The organism is Pantoea phytostimulans (genome assembly GCF_046118715.1).
GTDB classification, from domain to species: Bacteria; Pseudomonadota; Gammaproteobacteria; order Enterobacterales; family Enterobacteriaceae; genus Pantoea; species Pantoea phytostimulans.
Window position 1 is genome coordinate 373,965 of record NZ_CP173700.1, and the last position, 17,418, is coordinate 391,382.

12 protein-coding genes and 3 pseudogenes are annotated in these 17,418 nt (G+C 49.9%); 4 read left to right on the plus strand and 11 right to left on the minus strand.

The genetic code is table 11. From position 1 onward, the window contains the following. Positions 1 to 17: 17 nt before the first annotated feature. The gene (locus ACF2G4_RS22340) at positions 18 to 2,615 is read left to right on the plus strand and encodes an EAL domain-containing protein (RefSeq protein ID WP_409076325.1); all 2,598 of its coding nucleotides are present in this window, start codon (positions 18 to 20) and stop codon (positions 2,613 to 2,615) included. A gap of 678 nt (positions 2,616 to 3,293) precedes the next feature. Here ACF2G4_RS22340 and ACF2G4_RS22345 read toward each other — a convergent pair. Both ACF2G4_RS22345 and ACF2G4_RS22350 read right to left on the minus strand, forming a co-directional pair. Beyond that, positions 3,294 to 3,530, minus strand: a complete 237-nt coding sequence (locus ACF2G4_RS22345; protein WP_269294620.1) for a hypothetical protein — start codon at positions 3,528 to 3,530, stop codon at positions 3,294 to 3,296. A 998-nt stretch (positions 3,531 to 4,528) separates the two neighbouring features. Next, positions 4,529 to 4,888, minus strand: a pseudogene (locus tag ACF2G4_RS22350) (transposase); the annotation flags it as partial. A gap of 5 nt (positions 4,889 to 4,893) precedes the next feature. On the opposite strand from ACF2G4_RS22350, the gene ACF2G4_RS22355 reads away from it, so the two are divergent. After that, positions 4,894 to 5,709: a LysR family transcriptional regulator gene (locus ACF2G4_RS22355; protein ID WP_409076326.1), complete on the plus strand. Its 816-nt coding sequence runs from the start codon at positions 4,894 to 4,896 to the stop codon at positions 5,707 to 5,709. Between the two features lie 177 nt (positions 5,710 to 5,886). On the opposite strand, the gene ACF2G4_RS22360 is transcribed toward ACF2G4_RS22355, so the two are convergent. The 3 genes from ACF2G4_RS22360 to ACF2G4_RS22370 form a co-directional block, all read right to left on the minus strand. Further along, entirely contained in the window at positions 5,887 to 6,444 is a 558-nt protein-coding gene (locus ACF2G4_RS22360; RefSeq protein ID WP_409076327.1) for an NADPH-dependent FMN reductase, read from the minus strand. A gap of 76 nt (positions 6,445 to 6,520) precedes the next feature. Beyond that, positions 6,521 to 7,159: a glutathione S-transferase family protein gene (locus ACF2G4_RS22365; RefSeq protein ID WP_409076328.1), complete on the minus strand. Its 639-nt coding sequence runs from the start codon at positions 7,157 to 7,159 to the stop codon at positions 6,521 to 6,523. Positions 7,160 to 7,482: 323 nt separating this feature from the next. Beyond that, complete coding sequence (locus ACF2G4_RS22370) at positions 7,483 to 8,031, minus strand: GNAT family N-acetyltransferase (RefSeq protein WP_409076329.1); 549 nt, start codon at positions 8,029 to 8,031, stop codon at positions 7,483 to 7,485. A 289-nt stretch (positions 8,032 to 8,320) separates the two neighbouring features. On the opposite strand from ACF2G4_RS22370, the gene ACF2G4_RS22375 reads away from it, so the two are divergent. Further along, positions 8,321 to 8,959 carry a TetR/AcrR family transcriptional regulator gene (locus tag ACF2G4_RS22375; RefSeq protein ID WP_409076330.1) on the plus strand — a complete coding sequence of 213 codons (639 nt, stop codon included), beginning with the start codon at positions 8,321 to 8,323 and terminating at the stop codon, positions 8,957 to 8,959. Between the two features lie 322 nt (positions 8,960 to 9,281). Here ACF2G4_RS22375 and ACF2G4_RS22380 read toward each other — a convergent pair whose 3' ends face one another. Then, complete coding sequence (locus ACF2G4_RS22380; RefSeq protein ID WP_409076331.1) at positions 9,282 to 9,899, minus strand: LysE family translocator; 618 nt, start codon at positions 9,897 to 9,899, stop codon at positions 9,282 to 9,284. A gap of 171 nt (positions 9,900 to 10,070) precedes the next feature. Here ACF2G4_RS22380 and ACF2G4_RS22385 point away from each other — a divergent pair. After that, positions 10,071 to 10,859 (plus strand): annotated as a pseudogene (locus ACF2G4_RS22385) (IS30 family transposase); the annotation flags it as partial. Here ACF2G4_RS22385 and ACF2G4_RS22390 read toward each other — a convergent pair. The 5 genes and pseudogenes from ACF2G4_RS22390 to ACF2G4_RS22410 all read right to left on the minus strand — a co-directional run. Beyond that, positions 10,857 to 12,413 (minus strand): annotated as a pseudogene (locus tag ACF2G4_RS22390) (DEAD/DEAH box helicase); the annotation flags it as partial. The pseudogenes ACF2G4_RS22385 and ACF2G4_RS22390 overlap by 3 nt on opposite strands. Continuing rightward, entirely contained in the window at positions 12,410 to 13,726 is a 1,317-nt protein-coding gene (locus tag ACF2G4_RS22395; RefSeq protein ID WP_409076332.1) for an ATP-binding protein, read from the minus strand. The pseudogene ACF2G4_RS22390 and the gene ACF2G4_RS22395, both read right to left, overlap by 4 nt. Further along, positions 13,727 to 16,042, minus strand: a complete 2,316-nt coding sequence (locus ACF2G4_RS22400) for a TerB N-terminal domain-containing protein (RefSeq protein WP_409076333.1) — start codon at positions 16,040 to 16,042, stop codon at positions 13,727 to 13,729. A 661-nt stretch (positions 16,043 to 16,703) separates the two neighbouring features. Further along, positions 16,704 to 17,003, minus strand: a complete 300-nt coding sequence (locus tag ACF2G4_RS22405; protein ID WP_071668522.1) for an XRE family transcriptional regulator — start codon at positions 17,001 to 17,003, stop codon at positions 16,704 to 16,706. Beyond that, positions 17,000 to 17,359, minus strand: a complete 360-nt coding sequence (locus ACF2G4_RS22410) for a type II toxin-antitoxin system RelE/ParE family toxin (protein ID WP_332626306.1) — start codon at positions 17,357 to 17,359, stop codon at positions 17,000 to 17,002. Before ACF2G4_RS22410 ends, ACF2G4_RS22405 begins: the two co-directional genes overlap by 4 nt. Positions 17,360 to 17,418: the final 59 nt, after the last annotated feature.

Sequence of the window (17,418 nt, forward strand, 5' to 3'; positions counted from 1 at the left end):
TTACGGAAGGCTGCATAATGAACCATCCTGTTTATTTAAAAAAAATCACTCTCAAAGAGTACACCCGCGCTGTTGTCCGGCCACCTCTCGTAACGATGTGTGTGCTGCTGGGTGTGTTTTTCTCGGCGGCATTTGGTGTACTGCTCTATATTGCTGACGATCTGAACCTGAAGGCCAGCCAGCAAAGCCGGTTGATTCTGAAGAAAGCTCTGCTTAACCGTCAGAAAGAAATCAGAAACCACCTGACGGATTATGCAGTATGGGGCGAGGCTTACAGTAATCTTTCTCCCCGGGTTAATACAGAATGGGCATGGGACAATCAGAATCTCGGAACGTCCCTGTACAGCGTATTCGGGTATGAAGGCGTTTTTGTTGTTACCGGCGACGGTGTGACAGCTTACAGCGTGGTCAACGGAAGGTATTCCCCACCGTCTCTCCCCGCCTGGCTGGGAAGCGATCCTCTGCCCGGGCTCCGTCATTCGCTCAGCCTGTCAGAGGGAAGAGCCATATCGGGGCTGGTTGTTACCGCCGGCAAGCTGACCATCCTGTCAGCTGCATGGATAACGCCTGAGGAGGGAAAGGCAAATTCTGCCGGCAACTCGCGTCCGTCACTGATGATATTTGCCGATCAGCTGACGCCCGGTGAGCTGAACGACATGGGACAGGAATACGGTATAAAACAGGTCCGTCTTGAAGGAAATACCCCTGAATTTATCCCGGAGGATGGATCCACTTTAGTCGTCTCTGGCAGCGGAGGCAGCGTGAGGCTCCGGTGGGCGGGCGAGGATCCCGGTGGTGCGCTCCTGACGGGTATGCTACCCCTGCTGTTTCTGTCCATGCTGGCGGCCGGGATTATTTCAGTCTCACTGATACAAAGTGCAGCACGTCGGGCCCGGATTAATGATGAAAACACGTTTCTTCTGGAGCAGAGCCGGCTGGCGCTCCTCTCCAGCGAGCGACGCTTTCGCGATGTGGCAGAAACCACGACCGACTGGATCTGGGAAACGGATGACCAGCTGCGCCTGACCTGGATCTCCGGGCGCTTTACGGCAGTAACCGGGCATCAGGTATCTGACTGGGCGGGCCGCAGCCTGGCTGAGTTTCTACTGGATGACAGCCATGTGCTTTCCCTGCTGAAGCAGAGCCTGCGGAAGAAAGAAAATCTGACGCTTTCAGCGTGCCGCTACCTCACGGTTCATGGCGAACAGCGTTTCTGCCGGATGACGGTTAAACGCTATTCCATCAGCACGGGCAGGAGCGGTGTGCGGGGTACAGCAACAGACGTTACGTCTGAGCTGGAGACGCAGGTCCGTATACGTTATTTATCCTATCACGATGACCTGACCGGCCTTCCGAACAGGGCCAGACTGAAGGAATTCCTGACCGAGCAGTTACAGAACCCGCCTGATACAGAAAATCCCCTGGCCCTGATGATGGTTGATCTTGATAACTTTAAGCCGGTCAACGATATATACGGACATACGGCAGGCGACAGGGTATTGCATGAAACAGCGTCACGGCTCAGCGACTGCCTGAAGTCAACCGGCCTGGTGACGCGCCACGGGGGTGATGAATTTATCATTGTCATTTCCGAAACCGGGGGAAAGGAGTCTGTCGAAAACCTCTGTAGCGCCATTATCCGGGAGGTCAGTCAGCCATTTTATATCAACGGCAACGCCGTCCGTATCGGTGCCAGCATGGGGATTGCGCTGGCACCACAGGATGCGCAGGATATGGCAGGTTTACTGAGATTTGCAGACATCGCCCTTTACGCGACGAAAAACGCCGGCCGCAACGGCTGGATGTTCTATCAGCGCGAAATGGGCGAAAAAATTGCTCAGCGGCAGGAAATGGAAAATGAACTGCGTAAAGCTATTCATGAAGAGCAGCTACGTCTCGTCTATCAGCCTCGTTATGATATAAAAACGTCCCGTGTCACGTCTCTGGAGGCTCTGGTCAGATGGGAACACCCCCGGCAGGGTCAGATTATGCCAGACCGCTTTATTCCTGTTGCAGAAGAAGCCGGGTTTATTAGTGAACTGAGCGACTGGGTAATGCTTACTGCCTGCCGGGATGTGCATGATTTGTTTCCCGGCTTATCGGTATCGGTAAATATTTCAGCGGTTGAGTTTAAGGATGGTGCGCTTTACGGACGTGTACAGCGGGCACTGAAGCTGTCGGGACTGGAAAGCACCCGAATGGAAATAGAAGTTACTGAAAACGCCATGCTGCTGAACCCGGAAAAAACGATACAAATCATGAATGAGATCCGCGTACTGGGTGTTAAGTTTCTCATTGATGATTTTGGTACCGGTTATGCCTCACTGGGGCAGCTGAGGCGCTTTCCCTTTGATGGCATCAAGCTTGACAGGTCGTTTATTATGCCGATAGAGACCTGCCCTGATGCGCGTGATATTGTGGCGAGCCTGATTAATCTGGGTAAAGCCTGCTCGCTGGACATTACCGCTGAAGGTGTGGAAAGCAAGGGGCAGATGGATCTGCTCAGTCAGATGAAATGTGATGTGCTCCAGGGCTATTACATCGGCAGGCCTATGCCGCCTGAGCAGCTGAAGAAAGTGATGCCGGAATTGCCGGGTGTGCAGGATGTTTTATAACGCTACACGGATGTTACTTTCCATGCTGCAGGCTGTGGCGTCCATCTGAACGCTGTCCGGGCCGCCCCGGAATGAATTAATGCGCCTGACGGCTGCCTGCATTACTCCACAGCCGGAGAGCGGGACGATGGCAGCACTGTTCCGGCATAACCGCATGTGCCGGCTTGCAGGGCTTCAGATATCTTCGTCAGGCCCGTGTCAGCCCTGTTTGTAAAACAGCCGATACATGGCCTGGCGGGTAGCTTACCGGGGCCGTTGGCTCTCACGGATGAACGCACCGGTGGGAAAAGTCCGTTTCCTGCTCTGGTTTCGGGGCAAACCGCCGGGCAGAAACATAATACGCCGACCGGTCATCGAGATTAGCTGTGCCGGTGGAAGGCTGCCGGAGCGGGCATCAGCCGTTACTGCACGGGCCGTGCCCATCAGAAGACGTCCGCATACGAACTGATGAAGTGTCCGGGTCACTTTTTACCCCAGCCCACCATTTATTATATTCGTATAATCGCTAATCTCTTTGTATTTCCTTCCCTGTTGCTGATCGCGCCATACTCAGTCCCTGTATGCGCTCTGCTGTGCCTGCAGCAGGTCAGTTATCGGGACATAGCGTCCGGTCTGTATCCTGTTGTCTTTTTATGCACACCGTGAATCCGGTAAAATTTTCCGATATTCTTAAGACGGTTAACGTCGGGCCAGCCTGATGTTCAGGACGTCAGGGTTAAGTTCAGGCGTGGCCGCCCCGAAGCCTGTCGTCCAGGGGATTTCATTAATCATTCCGTCCCGGGAAAAACAGATCCGGTTCTCAGCCATAAACAGGGCCGTAAACCTTCCCAGTAACCGGTTGTTCAGCTCGAAGCTGAGTTCTCTGGCTTGCCGCCGTCCTTCCTGTGTTGAAATATAATCTGTCAGTAGATTCATGCGTTACTCCCGTATACGGATAACAGTATCTTTTGTTTCGGCTGGCCTTTCTATCCGGCTGATTCTTAAAATATTCTGATGGCAAATCACTGCCCTGCCCGGAAAGATAAACTTTCAGGCAGAAAAAGAATGTCAGAAGTTATGTGATAGCGCTGGAGCTGACGTGGTTTAAAATATGAAAATTACTGTAGCGAAAAATAATGCGCCTGATGTGGTTCTGTAATAACGGTCGTATCAGTCGTGCATATTGTTTTCAGAGCACACAAAAAAATAACCGATAAGATATTTTTTGTGCCACGGCTTCATCAGAAAGCCGGGTACAAATTTTCTTTACAGCGCATAGTCAGAAATTCGGGTTCATAGTCAGTGCTGTTAAAAATTTTCAGGCACCTTCAGGGTAATTTCGCAGGGAAACAATGTCCCGGATCAATATTCCACTGGCGCCGTTATGGAGAATTAACGGCTCAACCTGTATCGGGTGATGCTATGCATCCCCTCCGGAAGCGTTACGGATTACGGTTCCGGAGGGTTGTTTTTTGCTTGTGTCCGGGACACGGCTGTCAGTAGAGAAGTGTCCCGAATGACTGCCCGTTGCCTGAGATGTGGCGTTTTTCTGCCGCCTGATGAAGCGTACTTTTTATGACAGCTGTGAACGCTGCGAACGGCTTGAAATGACAGAACAGGAAGAATCATGTCTTCTGATTAAACCGCCGTTACTTATAGAGGCCGCCTGGAGAACGGAATCTATGGTCACTCCCGTTTTTGCAACACCGATTTTGACGATAAGTTGGCTTGCTTGAATCTATCCGGCGTCTGAATGGGACTTTATTCCCGCGCCTCGATGAGTTCCGCGCCTGATGAACCTTCAGAAAATATACGGCTTCAATGAGCCTTTCCGTTTTACAGGTTCCTCAACAGGCCGGTGGGCCGTTAATATCATCAATATCAGTATTCGCAAAACCAGATGAGTGATTCGTTAAACCGGTGTATTTCTGCCGTTATGCTTCATAAGTTTGCTGTCGTGCCGTCAGTACCCAGGCTATTCTGGCCAGCTTGTTTGCCAGAGCACAAGTGACGACAAAGTTGCTTTTCCTGCACAGTAAATCCCTGACCCAATCGGCCAATTTACCAGACTGGTGTTCCAGTTTTTGTATGAATACCCTGGCACATTGAACCAACAAAGTTCGGATCTTTTTGTTGCCTCGCTTACTAATTCCCAGCAATGTCGTCCGACCTCCCGTGCTGTACTGTCGAGGTACCAGCCCTGTTGCCGCCGCAAAGTCACGGCTGCTGGCGTACTGCTTCCCGTCGCCAATCTCAGTTGAAATAGTACTCGCTGTCAGTGTTCCGACGCAGGGGTTCCATGTCCGCTGCGGCAAAAGAGCTTCACGTCGACCATGCCACCGTAAGCCGGCGCATCGCCGCCCTCGAAATTTCGCCCGGTCTTCGTCTCACTGAACGTTTGCCCAGACGTACCGCTCTTACAGAACAGGGTAAAGTCATTGCCTCTGTGGCTGATGAAATGAACAGGATTGCAGACCGGGTTTATATACAGGCTAAGTCGCTGTCTGCTGCGCCAGCGGCTGCTGTCAGGATTAGCGCATCCCCGGCTGTCGCTGCGCTGTTGATTGCACCGGCCGTGGCTGACTTTACGCAAAGTCATCCGAACATCCCGCTCTCCTTATCAGGCGTATCCCATCATGTTCAACTGAACAAAGGCGAGGCTGATATTGCGGTCCGTCTGACAAGACCGGATGATCCCGATTTGCTGGTACGCCGGATCGGGACGATGCGTTTCGTCCTGTATGCTTCACCTTCCTGGCAGGATCGGCCGCCCGAAAGTTGGTCATTCATTGGCTACGAGAAGTCGCTGGATTATGTGACGCAGCAGAAATGGCTGGAATCCCTGCTGAACGGCAGGCGGATTATTTTCCGGGCAAGCGACCTGATGGCACAGCAGCAGGCCGCCAGGAGTGGGCTTGGCGTGGTTACGTTACCCTGTTTTATGGGGGACAATGACAGCTCTCTGATAAAACTGACTGTAAACTCTCCCCCTCCAGGCAGAAGTATGTGGCTGGTTGCCTATCCAGAGTACAGACGCGATCCCTCAGCTGTAATGGTCATGGAATTTCTGGCTGGCGTTGTTGGAAAGGCATGTCCGCCTGACAGTACCTCCTGAAACGTGAGGCCGGAGTAGGTTTGGTTATCAACATATCGTGATGTTGTCGATGTCTGCTGTTGACACAAAGCAGCCTTATGCGGGCGGTAAGTCCGCTATGAGCGAAAAGCGGACGCTGCGAGTCCGTTCGCAATGACTGTCAGTCTGAGAATAAATGAATCTCCTTATTTAAATATTTTATAATTTCTTGGTGTTTGTGATTACCAATTCAATTTTTCTCCATAACTCATTAAGTCTTGAGCATATTTGTGCATTTTCAATTAGTGCAAACTCTGTCGCATCAGGGAGCGTGTAAGGCGCATCAAGCGTTGATCTGGGGCAGCATTCTTCGGTCAGCACTGCGCCCATAACGCTTAATATTTCTGAGAGCTGGGAGTGCGCCAGATGGGCCCGGACAGAAAGGTTGGGCAATGACAGCGGCTTATCCAGCAATTCCCCGCTGCTTACAATCCAGTCAAGTGCATTTTTTATGACGCCGGTGACACCATGTGCATATTCCGGGCTGGCTATTAAGATCAGGTCTGCCCTGGAAAGCGCGTTTCTCCAGTGGTCAACAGCAGGCTTCGGTTTAGATTCATCATCAACATTAAAAAGGGGGATTTTGTCCAGGGAGTCGTATATTTCAAATGTGATCCCCACAGGACAAAGTAAAGACATAGCCCGTAAAAAGACGGTATTCAACGAAGCAGCACGAAGACTACCAGATACGCCCAATACATGTTTTCCATTACACATTCCAACACGTCCTGAATATTTATACTGTCTGACCCAGCCAGTTTGATGACCAAATATTGTCAATATCTTTCAGAGGCTAAGCCCTGAGCTCATCATAACAAACCATGACATGTTCACGGAAAGCCTGACGGGAAGCCAGGCGCATATAATATGCCCGCACATTGGGAAGGGGGTTTCGGTCAATATTGATATCATAATAACGGTACAATACGTGACCAAACTGAATGTCTGCCAGTGTGAGGGCTTCCCCGACTAAAAAGTTGTGTTTTGCCAGTCGCTCCTCTGCAATTTGAAGCTTTGTTTCAAAATACCCCACTGCTGAATTGATAGCCTCAGCATCCCGCTTATCTTCAGGAGTGCGAACGACTCGCCAGAAGACTGGCGCAGTAAATGTCTGAGCGATATTGAGCTTTGACCACTCCGCCCATCGATCAACTTCGGTTTTAGCTAACAGCTCCGCAGGCCAGAAGCTTTCACATCCATACTGATGAGCGAGATAACGTAATATCGCTCCTGTTTCCCACAGGGGTGTATTAGAGTCATCCTGCAATACCGGTATGGTACGATTGGGGTTAAGAGCGTAAAATTCATCAGAATCTGTTCCCCCATACTTATGGCCTGCATCGTGACGTTTATAAGGCAGACCCATTTCACTTATGCACCACATCAGGGCCTGTACGTTCGATGACGTTTTCCTTCCCCATACTGTCAGCACTGATTACTCCTGTCTGTAACGACTGAAACATTAAGGGTATGCTTCCAATAAAATATTTGGGTCATCCATATGCACATCTCTTTCGCTTGAGCAGAATGGGATAATGCCAGCGGTAAGAATGCGACGTCCCTGCAAGCTGCACATGACCGCTCAAAATTCGCATCCATAATCATCAGTTACATTACTTGAGACGGATCCCATGCGTCATCTGTTTCACTAAGTAACAATGCCATACATCTTTCAAAGTCCGCTTTGGCACAAAGCAGACAAGCGTGGGGGTCAAGGCCCGCTTTGAGCGAGAAGCGGACGTTGTATTACTGGTATCATTGAACTCTTCGAGCATTCCACTCATCGCGGGTGATTTCCCAAAGCTCAGAATCCAGAAGACCGCTGACATACTCCTTCTTAACAGTTTTGATAAGCCGCATTCCGCTACTGACTGAAATACGCTGAGAGCGGCTGTTAACGGCTGCTTTAGGTGCGCGCAATACCGGCTTATTCAACACCTTGAACCAGTAATCTGTAGCCGCAATACTAGCCTCACGCATAAAGCCTTGACCCTGATATTCCGATGCCAGCCAGAACCCGCGGTTGTTATCTTCTTCATCGTAAAGGCATATCAAGCCCATGACTTTGTCTGGTATCTCACGATTTCTGATAGTCCAGAACCATGCAATTCCTTTCGCCATGTCAGGCAGAGCAACGTTATTGACGTAATTCTCTGCACCATTCTCTGGATAAGGCCAAGGGACCGATGCCACCATATAGCGGACTATTTCCCAGCGGGGATAAAGCTTCTGGATCTGCTGAGCATCTTCGGCAACTAACGGTTTTAATAGCAACCGATCTGTTGTAAGCGTGGGGATTCGCATGGGCGATTATCCTTGCAGGTTAATAAATTCCTAGTCAGGTTTTGTTTACCTTACGAAAAATATGCGCATACAGTCATCTGTTACATCATGCATAGATGGTATTACGGCTTCAACGTCCGCTTCTGGCACTAAGCAGGCATGCGCACAGGGTAAGGTCCGCTTTGAGCAAACAGCGGACATATTCTCATCAAGCTTTGCCGCCTGGATGAGCTTGTCAGGTAAAATTGAGAAAGTGCTTTTAATTGTAGATTGATCGATCTACAATTTATTCTCACTTTTGGAGGATTAAATGAAAGCATCTGTAGGCAGACCCCGAGAATTTGATCCTGAAACATTTCTCAATACCGCGCTGGAATGCTTCTGGCAGAAAGGATATCGGGCAACATCAATGTCAGACCTCATGAAAGCCTCTGGTCTTGCAAGCGCGAGTATCTATAAGCTCTACCCTGATAAACGCACAATCTATCTCGCAGCGTTACAGCAATACATGGATGAAGGTGTTTCCAGAGGAGCAGAACGCGATGCAGAGTTGTATCCAGAAAAGGCATTGCGCGAAACGCTAGAATTTGTAGCGCTTTTATCATCTTCTCCTGATGGAGAAAAAGGTTGTTTTACTATTGCCGCGGCCAGTGAACTTCTACCGGGTGATGCAGAGATAAGAAGCAAGGTTCATCATAAATTCAACTCAATAATCAATCAGTTGGAAAAAATAATATGCAGAGGTCAGACGCAGCAGCTTTTTCGGTGCGATGAAAGCCCACGAACAATGGCCATGAGCATTTTTATGATGCTGGAAGGGATGCGAGTTTACGGAAAAATTCAGCCTGAAATTGACGAACTCAAAAGGTGTAACGAATTTATTGTCAGATCGGTGCTCTTAAACAGAAATGTTGATAGGAAAGACCTCTCCAGACAGGCATCAACATGATGCAAGTGGGCACAATTGTTCGGCGTCGAAAAAGAAGAAATACAATGGTTGTGCTCGAATGTGAAAATGGCATGGCTTTATGTGGTTGGGTCGATAACGGAAAGTTTTTCAAGAGACGCTTTCCATTGTCTCAGTTAAAGACATGTGTGCCTTACTCAAACTTTTGGCCTCTTACTTGAAGCGCCGGAATGCCCCTTTTATGGTTCCTGATACTGACGTCCGCTCCTGGCACTGAGCGGACTGACACGTATGCTGATGTCCGCTATGAGCGAAAAGCTGACATGAACACTTCGTTTCAATAAAAGCATCGTACTCGTCAGACTCACTTCAACAACAGTCGTATGCCCAAAAAGGCCATAACGCCTCCGCTTAGTTTATCTATAACCTTGCGGTATTTAATGTAAGCCTGACGTGGCCCGTCAGTTGATAATAAGCATGCAACGATCGCATACCAGAGCACATCAATAACGAATGCCATTGTGGGTAGGATGATGTACATAACAGGCTGAATATTTTTGCTAAGCGCTGCGGAGAAAATACTGGCAAATACCAGTGCAGTATGGGGATTGCTGATTTGCGTAAATACGCCAGTCATAAACGCTTTCAAGACGCTTACTTCCTCTGTACCGGCAGAATCAATAAAACGGTTTGAAGGACGACGAAACATTTTCAACGCCAGCCATAAAAGATAGCAACCGCCTGCAATCTTAAGTCCTGTGTAAAGTGATGGGACCAGAGTCAGCAGGGTGTGAAGACCTGCTAACGCTATGACAGCAAAAACAGATGCACCAAACCCCATACCTGCAGCAACAGATAAAGCCGCCCGTCTCGAACTGGACATGGCCATTCGGGCGACGAGAAGAAAGCTAACACCCGGGCTCATTGCGCCAAACAGGATAGCTACGCCAATAGCAGAAACCGCGATCAAACCACTTGTCATTCATCTTCTCCATCATTAGTCAGTGTCAGACTGCTCCCTCATTGCGCGAACCGCACACCCTATGAACTACTCCCGGCTAACAACATAACACTATGCCAACAACGTCCGCTATTGGCTGTGAGTTCAACGGGTCGACGCAACGCTATCCTTAAACAAGGGGGGGACGTTGCCATGAAACGAAGAACGCGCATTTACTACACGCCAGAACAGAAAGCGATTATCTGGGACAGGTATAAGCAAGGTGATTCCCTGCATGATATCGCCAGAATGTTCGACAGATATCACTCTTCTGTTATGCCCACTATTCACCAAACTGGTGGTTATCGCCCTCCTGTCAGAAAGCGACACCGGCTGGCTCTTTCACTTGATGAAAGAGAGGAAATATCCAGAGGGCTGGTAGCAAAAAGTAGCATCAGGGACATCGCTGACAAATTATCAAGAGCCCCTTCGACTGTTAGCCGCGAGATCAAAAGGCATGGAGGTGCAAAACATTACCGAGCTGCAAAAGCTGATAAGGGCGCGTGGGACAGTGCCCTGAGGCCAAAACCTTGCAAGCTAATTGGATGCCCCGCATTGTGTAAAATCATTGCAGAGAAGATGTATCAGGACTGGTCGCCGGAACAAATCGCCGGTTGGCTTAAACGCTGTTATCCGGATAATCAGGAAATGCAGGTGTCACACGAAACGATTTATAAAACGCTTTTTATACAAACCCGGGGAGCTTTAAAAAAAGAGCTGCAGCAGTGCCTAAGAAGCGGAAGAGTAGTACGTAAATCCAGAACGACATCACTTAAAGGAAAGGGATTAGGCTCAATTCCGGATGCAATACCCATCAGCGAAAGGCCATCTGATGTTGCAGACAGAGCCATACCAGGTCACTGGGAGGGAGACCTGATACAGGGCTCTAAAAACTCATATATTGTCACGATGGTAGAACGCCATTCCCGCTTTGTTATAGTCCACGGGTATTGTGCCCAGAGTCCGGCTGCCTGTGACAATGCGAAACTCTTCGGGTGTATTGAATACGGCATAAAACGTGTAATGATTTGTGAGTTTCTCGCCATCTGCTCCGATAACGACCTCACCGCTCGCCAGCTGCGTGAGCAGCCCACATGCTCCCATATGTTTAAGAAGTATTTTGAAACTGGATAAGTCGATATTACGGAACGGGCCTTTCTGACAGAGTTGTAACCAGAGCTGATCCGCTCGAACGCCACCCCATTGCGCAGTGATAGCGAGGATCTGGTGCAGGAGCGTGGAGTAATGCTTCTGAGCGGTATCCGCCGGTTCGAACCATTGTTGCGAGATAGTGAGTCTGATCATTGCCATCGACTGAACCAGCTGCAGCCTCAGATGATCTACAATACCACTTGTCGCGGTGAGTTCGCGTTCTGTGATAAGCATTCGCAGTACCGACGGGGTCCCACGCCGCCCTGAACGCCCCATGCGCTGACGCAGGCTTGAGACAGAGTGAGGTGGAGTAACCTGTATAACCGACTGCACCTTGCCGATATCGATACCTAACTCTAGCGTCATGGTACAGATCGCTGTAGTGGGCAAATCTCCCCGCTGTAATCGTTTTTCCAGCGTCTCGCGAAGTTCTCTGGCAAGAGAGCCGTGATGGGGAAAGAATTCATTAGGAACGACCCTTTCCTCACACATGTCGCTTAGCGTTGCAGCGATACTTTCAGTGCGCTTTCGGCTGTTTGCAAAGACCAGATGAGAATCACCACGGCAAAGCCTGAATATGTCCGCGCATACGCGCTCTTCAGCAGGCGCCTTTAGCTCGTCACTCTTAATGTTAATCGGTTCCAGATATCCTTTGACCTGCACCTGAAGCATGGCCGAACTGTTATTGTCTGTGATCGTGATACATTCCAGCTGCCTGTCCGGGCGCAGCTGTTCAGGCACTTTCTCCAGCTCTCCAAGTGTGGCGCTTAAGGCTACCCGGGGAACCGGATTATCGTGGCGCCCGAGCACATGTTCAATTCTGTTCAGCAGAGACAGAAGCTGCATGCCGCGCTCTGTGCCAATAAACGCGTGAAATTCGTCAATGACCACGTAAGCAACGGATGAAAATGCCTGTTTAAGCCAGCCCGATGAGTTAATGAGTAAAGACTCAAGTGACTCAGGCGTAATAAGAAGAATGCCGGAAGGATTGGCCCGGGCTTTCTGTTTTTTACTCTGTGGAACATCACCGTGCCAGGGAGTTACGTGCATATCCAGTGCCTCGCCCAGACTTTCCAGACGGCGATACTGGTCGTTGATCAGCGCTTTAAGTGGGCTGATATAGACGATGCCAAACCCACCGATAATATTGGCCGTTGCTGAGCAGGCTGGCAGGAAAAACGCCTCTGTTTTACCCGCTGCTGTACCAGCACTGATCAGCACGTCTCGGTCTCCGGCTAAGACGGCAGGAATAGCTTTTTCCTGCAGGGGTCTTAAAGCCGGCCAGCCCTGCCTGTATACCCATTTCTGAACACGGGGATCGAGACTGTCATACGCACTACTCATAATTTGAAGCTTGCCAGACCATCATTATCTTCTTCGTTTTCAGTATCGGCGTCTTCCATGTCGCTTGGTCTGTCATCCTCGATAGCAACGCCTGAGAGTAACGACTGCCAGTTCATCGAACTGTTTTGCTCCAGTACGGCCAGCATATCGAGAAACCCTTTAATAGTATTGCGCGGGGTCCGGAAGTAGGCATCCCCGATAGTGTTACTGCAGTGATGAAGAAAGCCGGTGAGAGCATCGTCCGAAACAAGATATTTATCCGTATCCCCACCAGCGTATACGTGACGAAGGTTTTTCAGCAGTATAAAAAGTTCTTCTGGCGTCAGACTTGCGAGATGCAATGCCGGCGAGGAGTAATCGATGACGCCCGAACGCTGAGCAAAGCGGTTTTCGGCCAGACGGGATTGCAGCGCCTCATAACTGTAAAGACCTTTGCGCGGGTCAAAGAGGAATTCGGGCGTACCGCCTAGGATAAACCCAAGATTTTCAGCAGAGCCCTGCAGACAGTCATTCAGGATACGCAGGATTTGCTCATAATTTGCCGTTCTCGCCTGCGTGTTGTTCAGCTTGTAGAGGTTCACCATCTCATCCAGACTGACCAGAAGTCCGGCATAGCCCGCCTGACGGACAAAGAGGCTCATCAGCTTAAGCGCATCATAGAATGAGGCGTCTGAAATAATCGTGCGGACGTCCAGATCGTTTCGGGCATCTGTTTTCGTCGTGTATTCACCCCGCAGCCAGCGAATGGCATTGGATTTCAGCACCTCATTATCCTGTTCATGCCCGCGCCAGAAAGCTTCAATAACTTTTGCAAAATCATATCCACCAACCATCTCGGTCAAAGCTTCCAGGCGTTTGTGGATCACCGCAGAAACGGCAGAGCCGTCAGCATCTGCCTCTTTTCTCGCCTCCGTTACGAAGCGCTCCACGACGCTCAGAAGCGCATTACCATCCGGCTTATTCCGGGTGGACATATTTTTCATCAGCTCAGAGTAAAGATTACGCGCCTGTCCTCCCGATGAATGGATACGTCTGTCAGGGGAGAGGTCGGCGCTGACTGTGACCAGTTTTTTCTCCAGTGCTATGGAGCGCACAACACTCAGAAAAAAGGTCTTTCCCGAACCATATTCGCCGATGATTAATCTGAAACTCGCGCCACCGTCGGCTACCCTCTCAATATCCTGATGGAGCGCCGTTATTTCATTCATGCGTCCAACCTGGATATGCTGGATGCCGATTCTTGGCGTCACACCTGACTTCAGTGACTGAATAATGGCATCACGCTCTTTGGCTCTTATACGTGCTCCTGACATTTAGACTTCCTCTAATTCTTCGGCGATTTCCTGGTCTACCCATATATCATCTTCTGCATCGTCCAGCACTGGCGCATCGACCATTGCAAACGACCAGTCATTAATAACTTCAAGCGCTCCGCCCAGCATCAGCCCAAACTGTCCACACAGTTTGGTGGCTTCCTTGCGGGGCCACTGTTCTTTTTTTCTGAGCTTTTTGTAAAGCTGACTGTGTGCGTGGTCCAGGCTGTCCGTCTGTGGCTGTTGATCGGTTGCGCCCTCGTGCAGCTCTGTTTCGTCTTCTGTAAAAATCGTGCTGAGCAATTTGCGCACGTCATCCGTAGCCGATTCATGCCGGGCCAGCACATTGGCATCAAGTGTAAACTCCTGCGGAGCCGCAGTTTTATGTACGAAGGCCTGTGTCTGGGGTTGGCCGGTCGCAGAATGCTGATGGATAATGCCGGAGAGCGTGGAGGGGTTGAGCCCCAGACCTGAATAAATTTTTTCCAGCTGTCTGATTTCGGCAGCCTCGATGCGGCCATCCGAGCAGGCTACGCTCACGATAAATTGGCCGACGGCTGCCTTTTCAGCAGAATTCAGTAACGCCAGCCTGTTTTTCATTCCCGTCATGTTGGTCGGCGTGTGAAGCTGCCAGGTAAGATATGCATGCAGGGAGCGCTTTTCATCTTCGTTAAAAAGTGCATTGTGATCGATAGCGTTTTCCAGCACAGCCCGTTCTGACTGCTCAATGCTGTTATCGATCATGGCCACGATCGCACCCAGCCGTAGCATCATGACGGCTAAGGTGAATGCCGAGGTCGGTGAGAAGCGGTGTTCGTCTCCTGCAGCAAATAACACCAGCACACCGCCGACTTCAGCCTTCACGTGGTGATAAAACGGATCAGGCACCATGCGGTATCCCATTTTCGCGGCGAATGCCTGCATCAGGTCGGCCTCTTTTTTATTTAATTTCTTCGGGAAACTCGCACCCATGTGCTCCCAGAAATCAGCAACCGAGGTCAAGCCTTCTTTACCCGCAATAACGCCATCAGCCCAGGTCCTGAATGCATTGAATACGTCGCCTGCGCTTTCGTTAATGATGTCTGCTGGAAGTAACATAATCGCGGCAGTATCGTTTTCAGACGTATCTTTCCTGCCCAGGTAACGGCTGTAAGCATCCAACTCCTCTGTACACACTTCTGCCAGTGTCACAATTTTCTGGACGGGACCTTTCAGGGAGCTGGGATCAGGAAGATCGGTAACAGGGAGCCGAACACCACGCAGGCTCGGACTTGCGGGCGCGTAATCAAGCCGCAGCCGCGTTTTGTTCGGCTTAACCACCATCCCATCCCCGTATTTGAGGGTGTATCGCCGCTTGAAAAGCATCGCAAACTCCCTCGCACAACGACGGGCCGGGGTACGCATCGCGTATTCCGCATGATGTGTCACCCACGTCAGCGCCTGATCGGCAGACACGGGTATTCCTGCATCCACCGCCTTTGCAAGTGAGAGCTTAAACATCATGCCATTGCTCAATCCAGCCTGGGTGCCAGAAGCGGCGGAGAGTTTAATCTCCGGTCGCAAGATGGTCATAGCTTCAAGGAGCTGATATGAGTAGTGGCGGAATGAGCGGTTATCAAAAAATACCGATCTTAACCGTTCAACCTCTGAAAACAGCGAGCGGAACTCAGCGTCAGAGATATTTTCATCTCTGCTGTCCACAAGGGCCCTCCTCTCCAGGCCATAGAGGTATATAAAAACATAACCGACAGGACATGACGCATCACATCGGTCACTTGCCAGCCAGCTGAGATATGCGCCGCGAGACTCAGGGGAAAGGGAACTATATTCAGGCCAGTAACCCAGTGAACTGTCTTCGTAATGATAGGAAACTCGCTGAGTCTTAAGAGTGGCGTCTATCAGTGAGGCCTCACTGCCATCGTTATAATTTCCGCTGAGGCTTTGCCCCGGCGGCTTCATACGCTGTCCGAAATACAGGAAACCGCCAGCTATGACGACCCCTCCTGCAGAGATCTCATTACCCGGTTGTATCCACTGAGCCAGAGCACCGGTGTTTTTTGATGCAGCCTGTCGTGGGGTGGCTGATATCCGGTACTCGACAGACCGTCCAGTATTCAGCGTAAAAGTCGCAAGTGCATCATCTTCACTGTCATCGTTTACCACATTATTCCCGTTGTTCTTGTTATCATTTTTCCACACTCTTGAGGGCGTTTTTTCCGCTTTGTAAGAATATGAATTACCTGATTTGTTTTTTTTCTTTTTGAAAAACAATAAATAAATCAGATAAATTGCCGCTATGAATATCCATAATTCCACGAGCAATGACCTTTGCAATATTCGAGTTAGAAATGAAGACGCAAGTAGATTAATCTTAAAATAATACTTCTATATCTACAGGGTTAACACTAATTTCTTAAATAAGTTAACTTATTGATATATATAAATAACCATCAACAAATATAAGCGAAGCCAGTTGGGCTTACTGTAGCTAAGCTGGGCGTAACATCCGCATGGGTGAGTCAATATCATGCCGGAATTCTGTTTCTGAAATTGAGAGGGATTTTGAGGCAGGATAACTGTGCGGAGATAAAAACTGCGAACTTCCGATGTTCGCTCATAGCGGACTGTAAGCAAGCTGCAGAGTTTAACTTGGCCGCTTTTGCCATCAGACCCAGCCGGAATCCCCTGGCGCCGCTTCTGACGTTTGACGGAGCTTAATGACTCTGGCAGTTAGTGCAGTAAGGTTAATGACCCGACCCTATCGGGGAGTCAGAGGGAGCCATTCGGATGTTGATGCTTTTGACCACCACAGGAAGGAAACCGGAGGAGCAGCTGCCGCACAGCAGTAGTAAGTGAAGAAAGCAGACCGTGAGACAGCGCTTTGGAGAGAGGAAGCGCTGGCGAAATAACCGGTACGTCAGCCCCTGCTTTTCCGGGGAAAAGCCGTATCGCCGGGCGACCCTACTTACCGGTGCAGTTAGAGTGTGAAATCGACGTGCTCGCCACCGGGCATATTGACACCGATAGTTAGCTGGCCGCCGAGCGCTTCAACGTATCGTTTGAGCGTCGCGATTTTCAGATCCTCGCCGCGTCCCTCAATAGCCGCAACGGAAGGTTGTGCTATCCCCATAGCTTCTGCCTGCTGCTTCTGCGTTTTAGCCAGCGCCTCGCGAAGTTTATACAGCTGAGAATCAAGCCGCATTTCTGCGACTTTATCATTTACCTGAGTCAGTTCTTCGGGCGTCAAATCAGCCATCAGATCATCCAGCGTTTTCATTTTCCACTCCGTTTGAGTTGGTCCAGGTGTCGGTGATACTCGCTTTCAGCCGTTTTAATCATAGTTTTGTAGAAACGCTTTTCGTCAGCGCCTTCTTTGTTACCCGCGCATAGGATGATGGCTTTGCGCAGCGGGTCGAAAACAAAGAATCCTCTTACAGGTCGGCCATTGCTTTGAACTCTGAGTTCTTTCATGTTTGGGGTCTTTGAGCCGTACAGCGTATCGACATGCGGCCGTCCGAGATGAGGGCCTTCCTGCTTCAGAAGATTCAGTGCGGCAATCACATCCAGCTGCATTGCTTTGTCCTGCTCTTTCAGCCATTCAGCGAACAAATCCGTGGTTTCAATAATCCACACAGGCTCACCTTTATAAATTACAATCTATATAGCATATATATTACAGTCTATATTTTCAA

What these genes read in the sequence shown, in the direction of transcription:
- ACF2G4_RS22375 (WP_409076330.1), top strand. Translation starts at nt 8,321, where the DNA reads ATGAAAGCATCTGTAGGCAGACCCCGAGAATTTGATCCTGAAACATTT.
- ACF2G4_RS22370 (WP_409076329.1), bottom strand. Translation starts at nt 8,031, where the DNA reads ATGCGAATCCCCACGCTTACAACAGATCGGTTGCTATTAAAACCGTTA.
- ACF2G4_RS22405 (WP_071668522.1), bottom strand. Translation starts at nt 17,003, where the DNA reads ATGAAAACGCTGGATGATCTGATGGCTGATTTGACGCCCGAAGAACTG.
- ACF2G4_RS22355 (WP_409076326.1), top strand. Translation starts at nt 4,894, where the DNA reads ATGTCCGCTGCGGCAAAAGAGCTTCACGTCGACCATGCCACCGTAAGC.
- ACF2G4_RS22340 (WP_409076325.1), top strand. Translation starts at nt 18, where the DNA reads ATGAACCATCCTGTTTATTTAAAAAAAATCACTCTCAAAGAGTACACC.
- ACF2G4_RS22360 (WP_409076327.1), bottom strand. Translation starts at nt 6,444, where the DNA reads ATGTGTAATGGAAAACATGTATTGGGCGTATCTGGTAGTCTTCGTGCT.
- ACF2G4_RS22395 (WP_409076332.1), bottom strand. Translation starts at nt 13,726, where the DNA reads ATGTCAGGAGCACGTATAAGAGCCAAAGAGCGTGATGCCATTATTCAG.
- ACF2G4_RS22345 (WP_269294620.1), bottom strand. Translation starts at nt 3,530, where the DNA reads ATGAATCTACTGACAGATTATATTTCAACACAGGAAGGACGGCGGCAA.
- ACF2G4_RS22380 (WP_409076331.1), bottom strand. Translation starts at nt 9,899, where the DNA reads ATGACAAGTGGTTTGATCGCGGTTTCTGCTATTGGCGTAGCTATCCTG.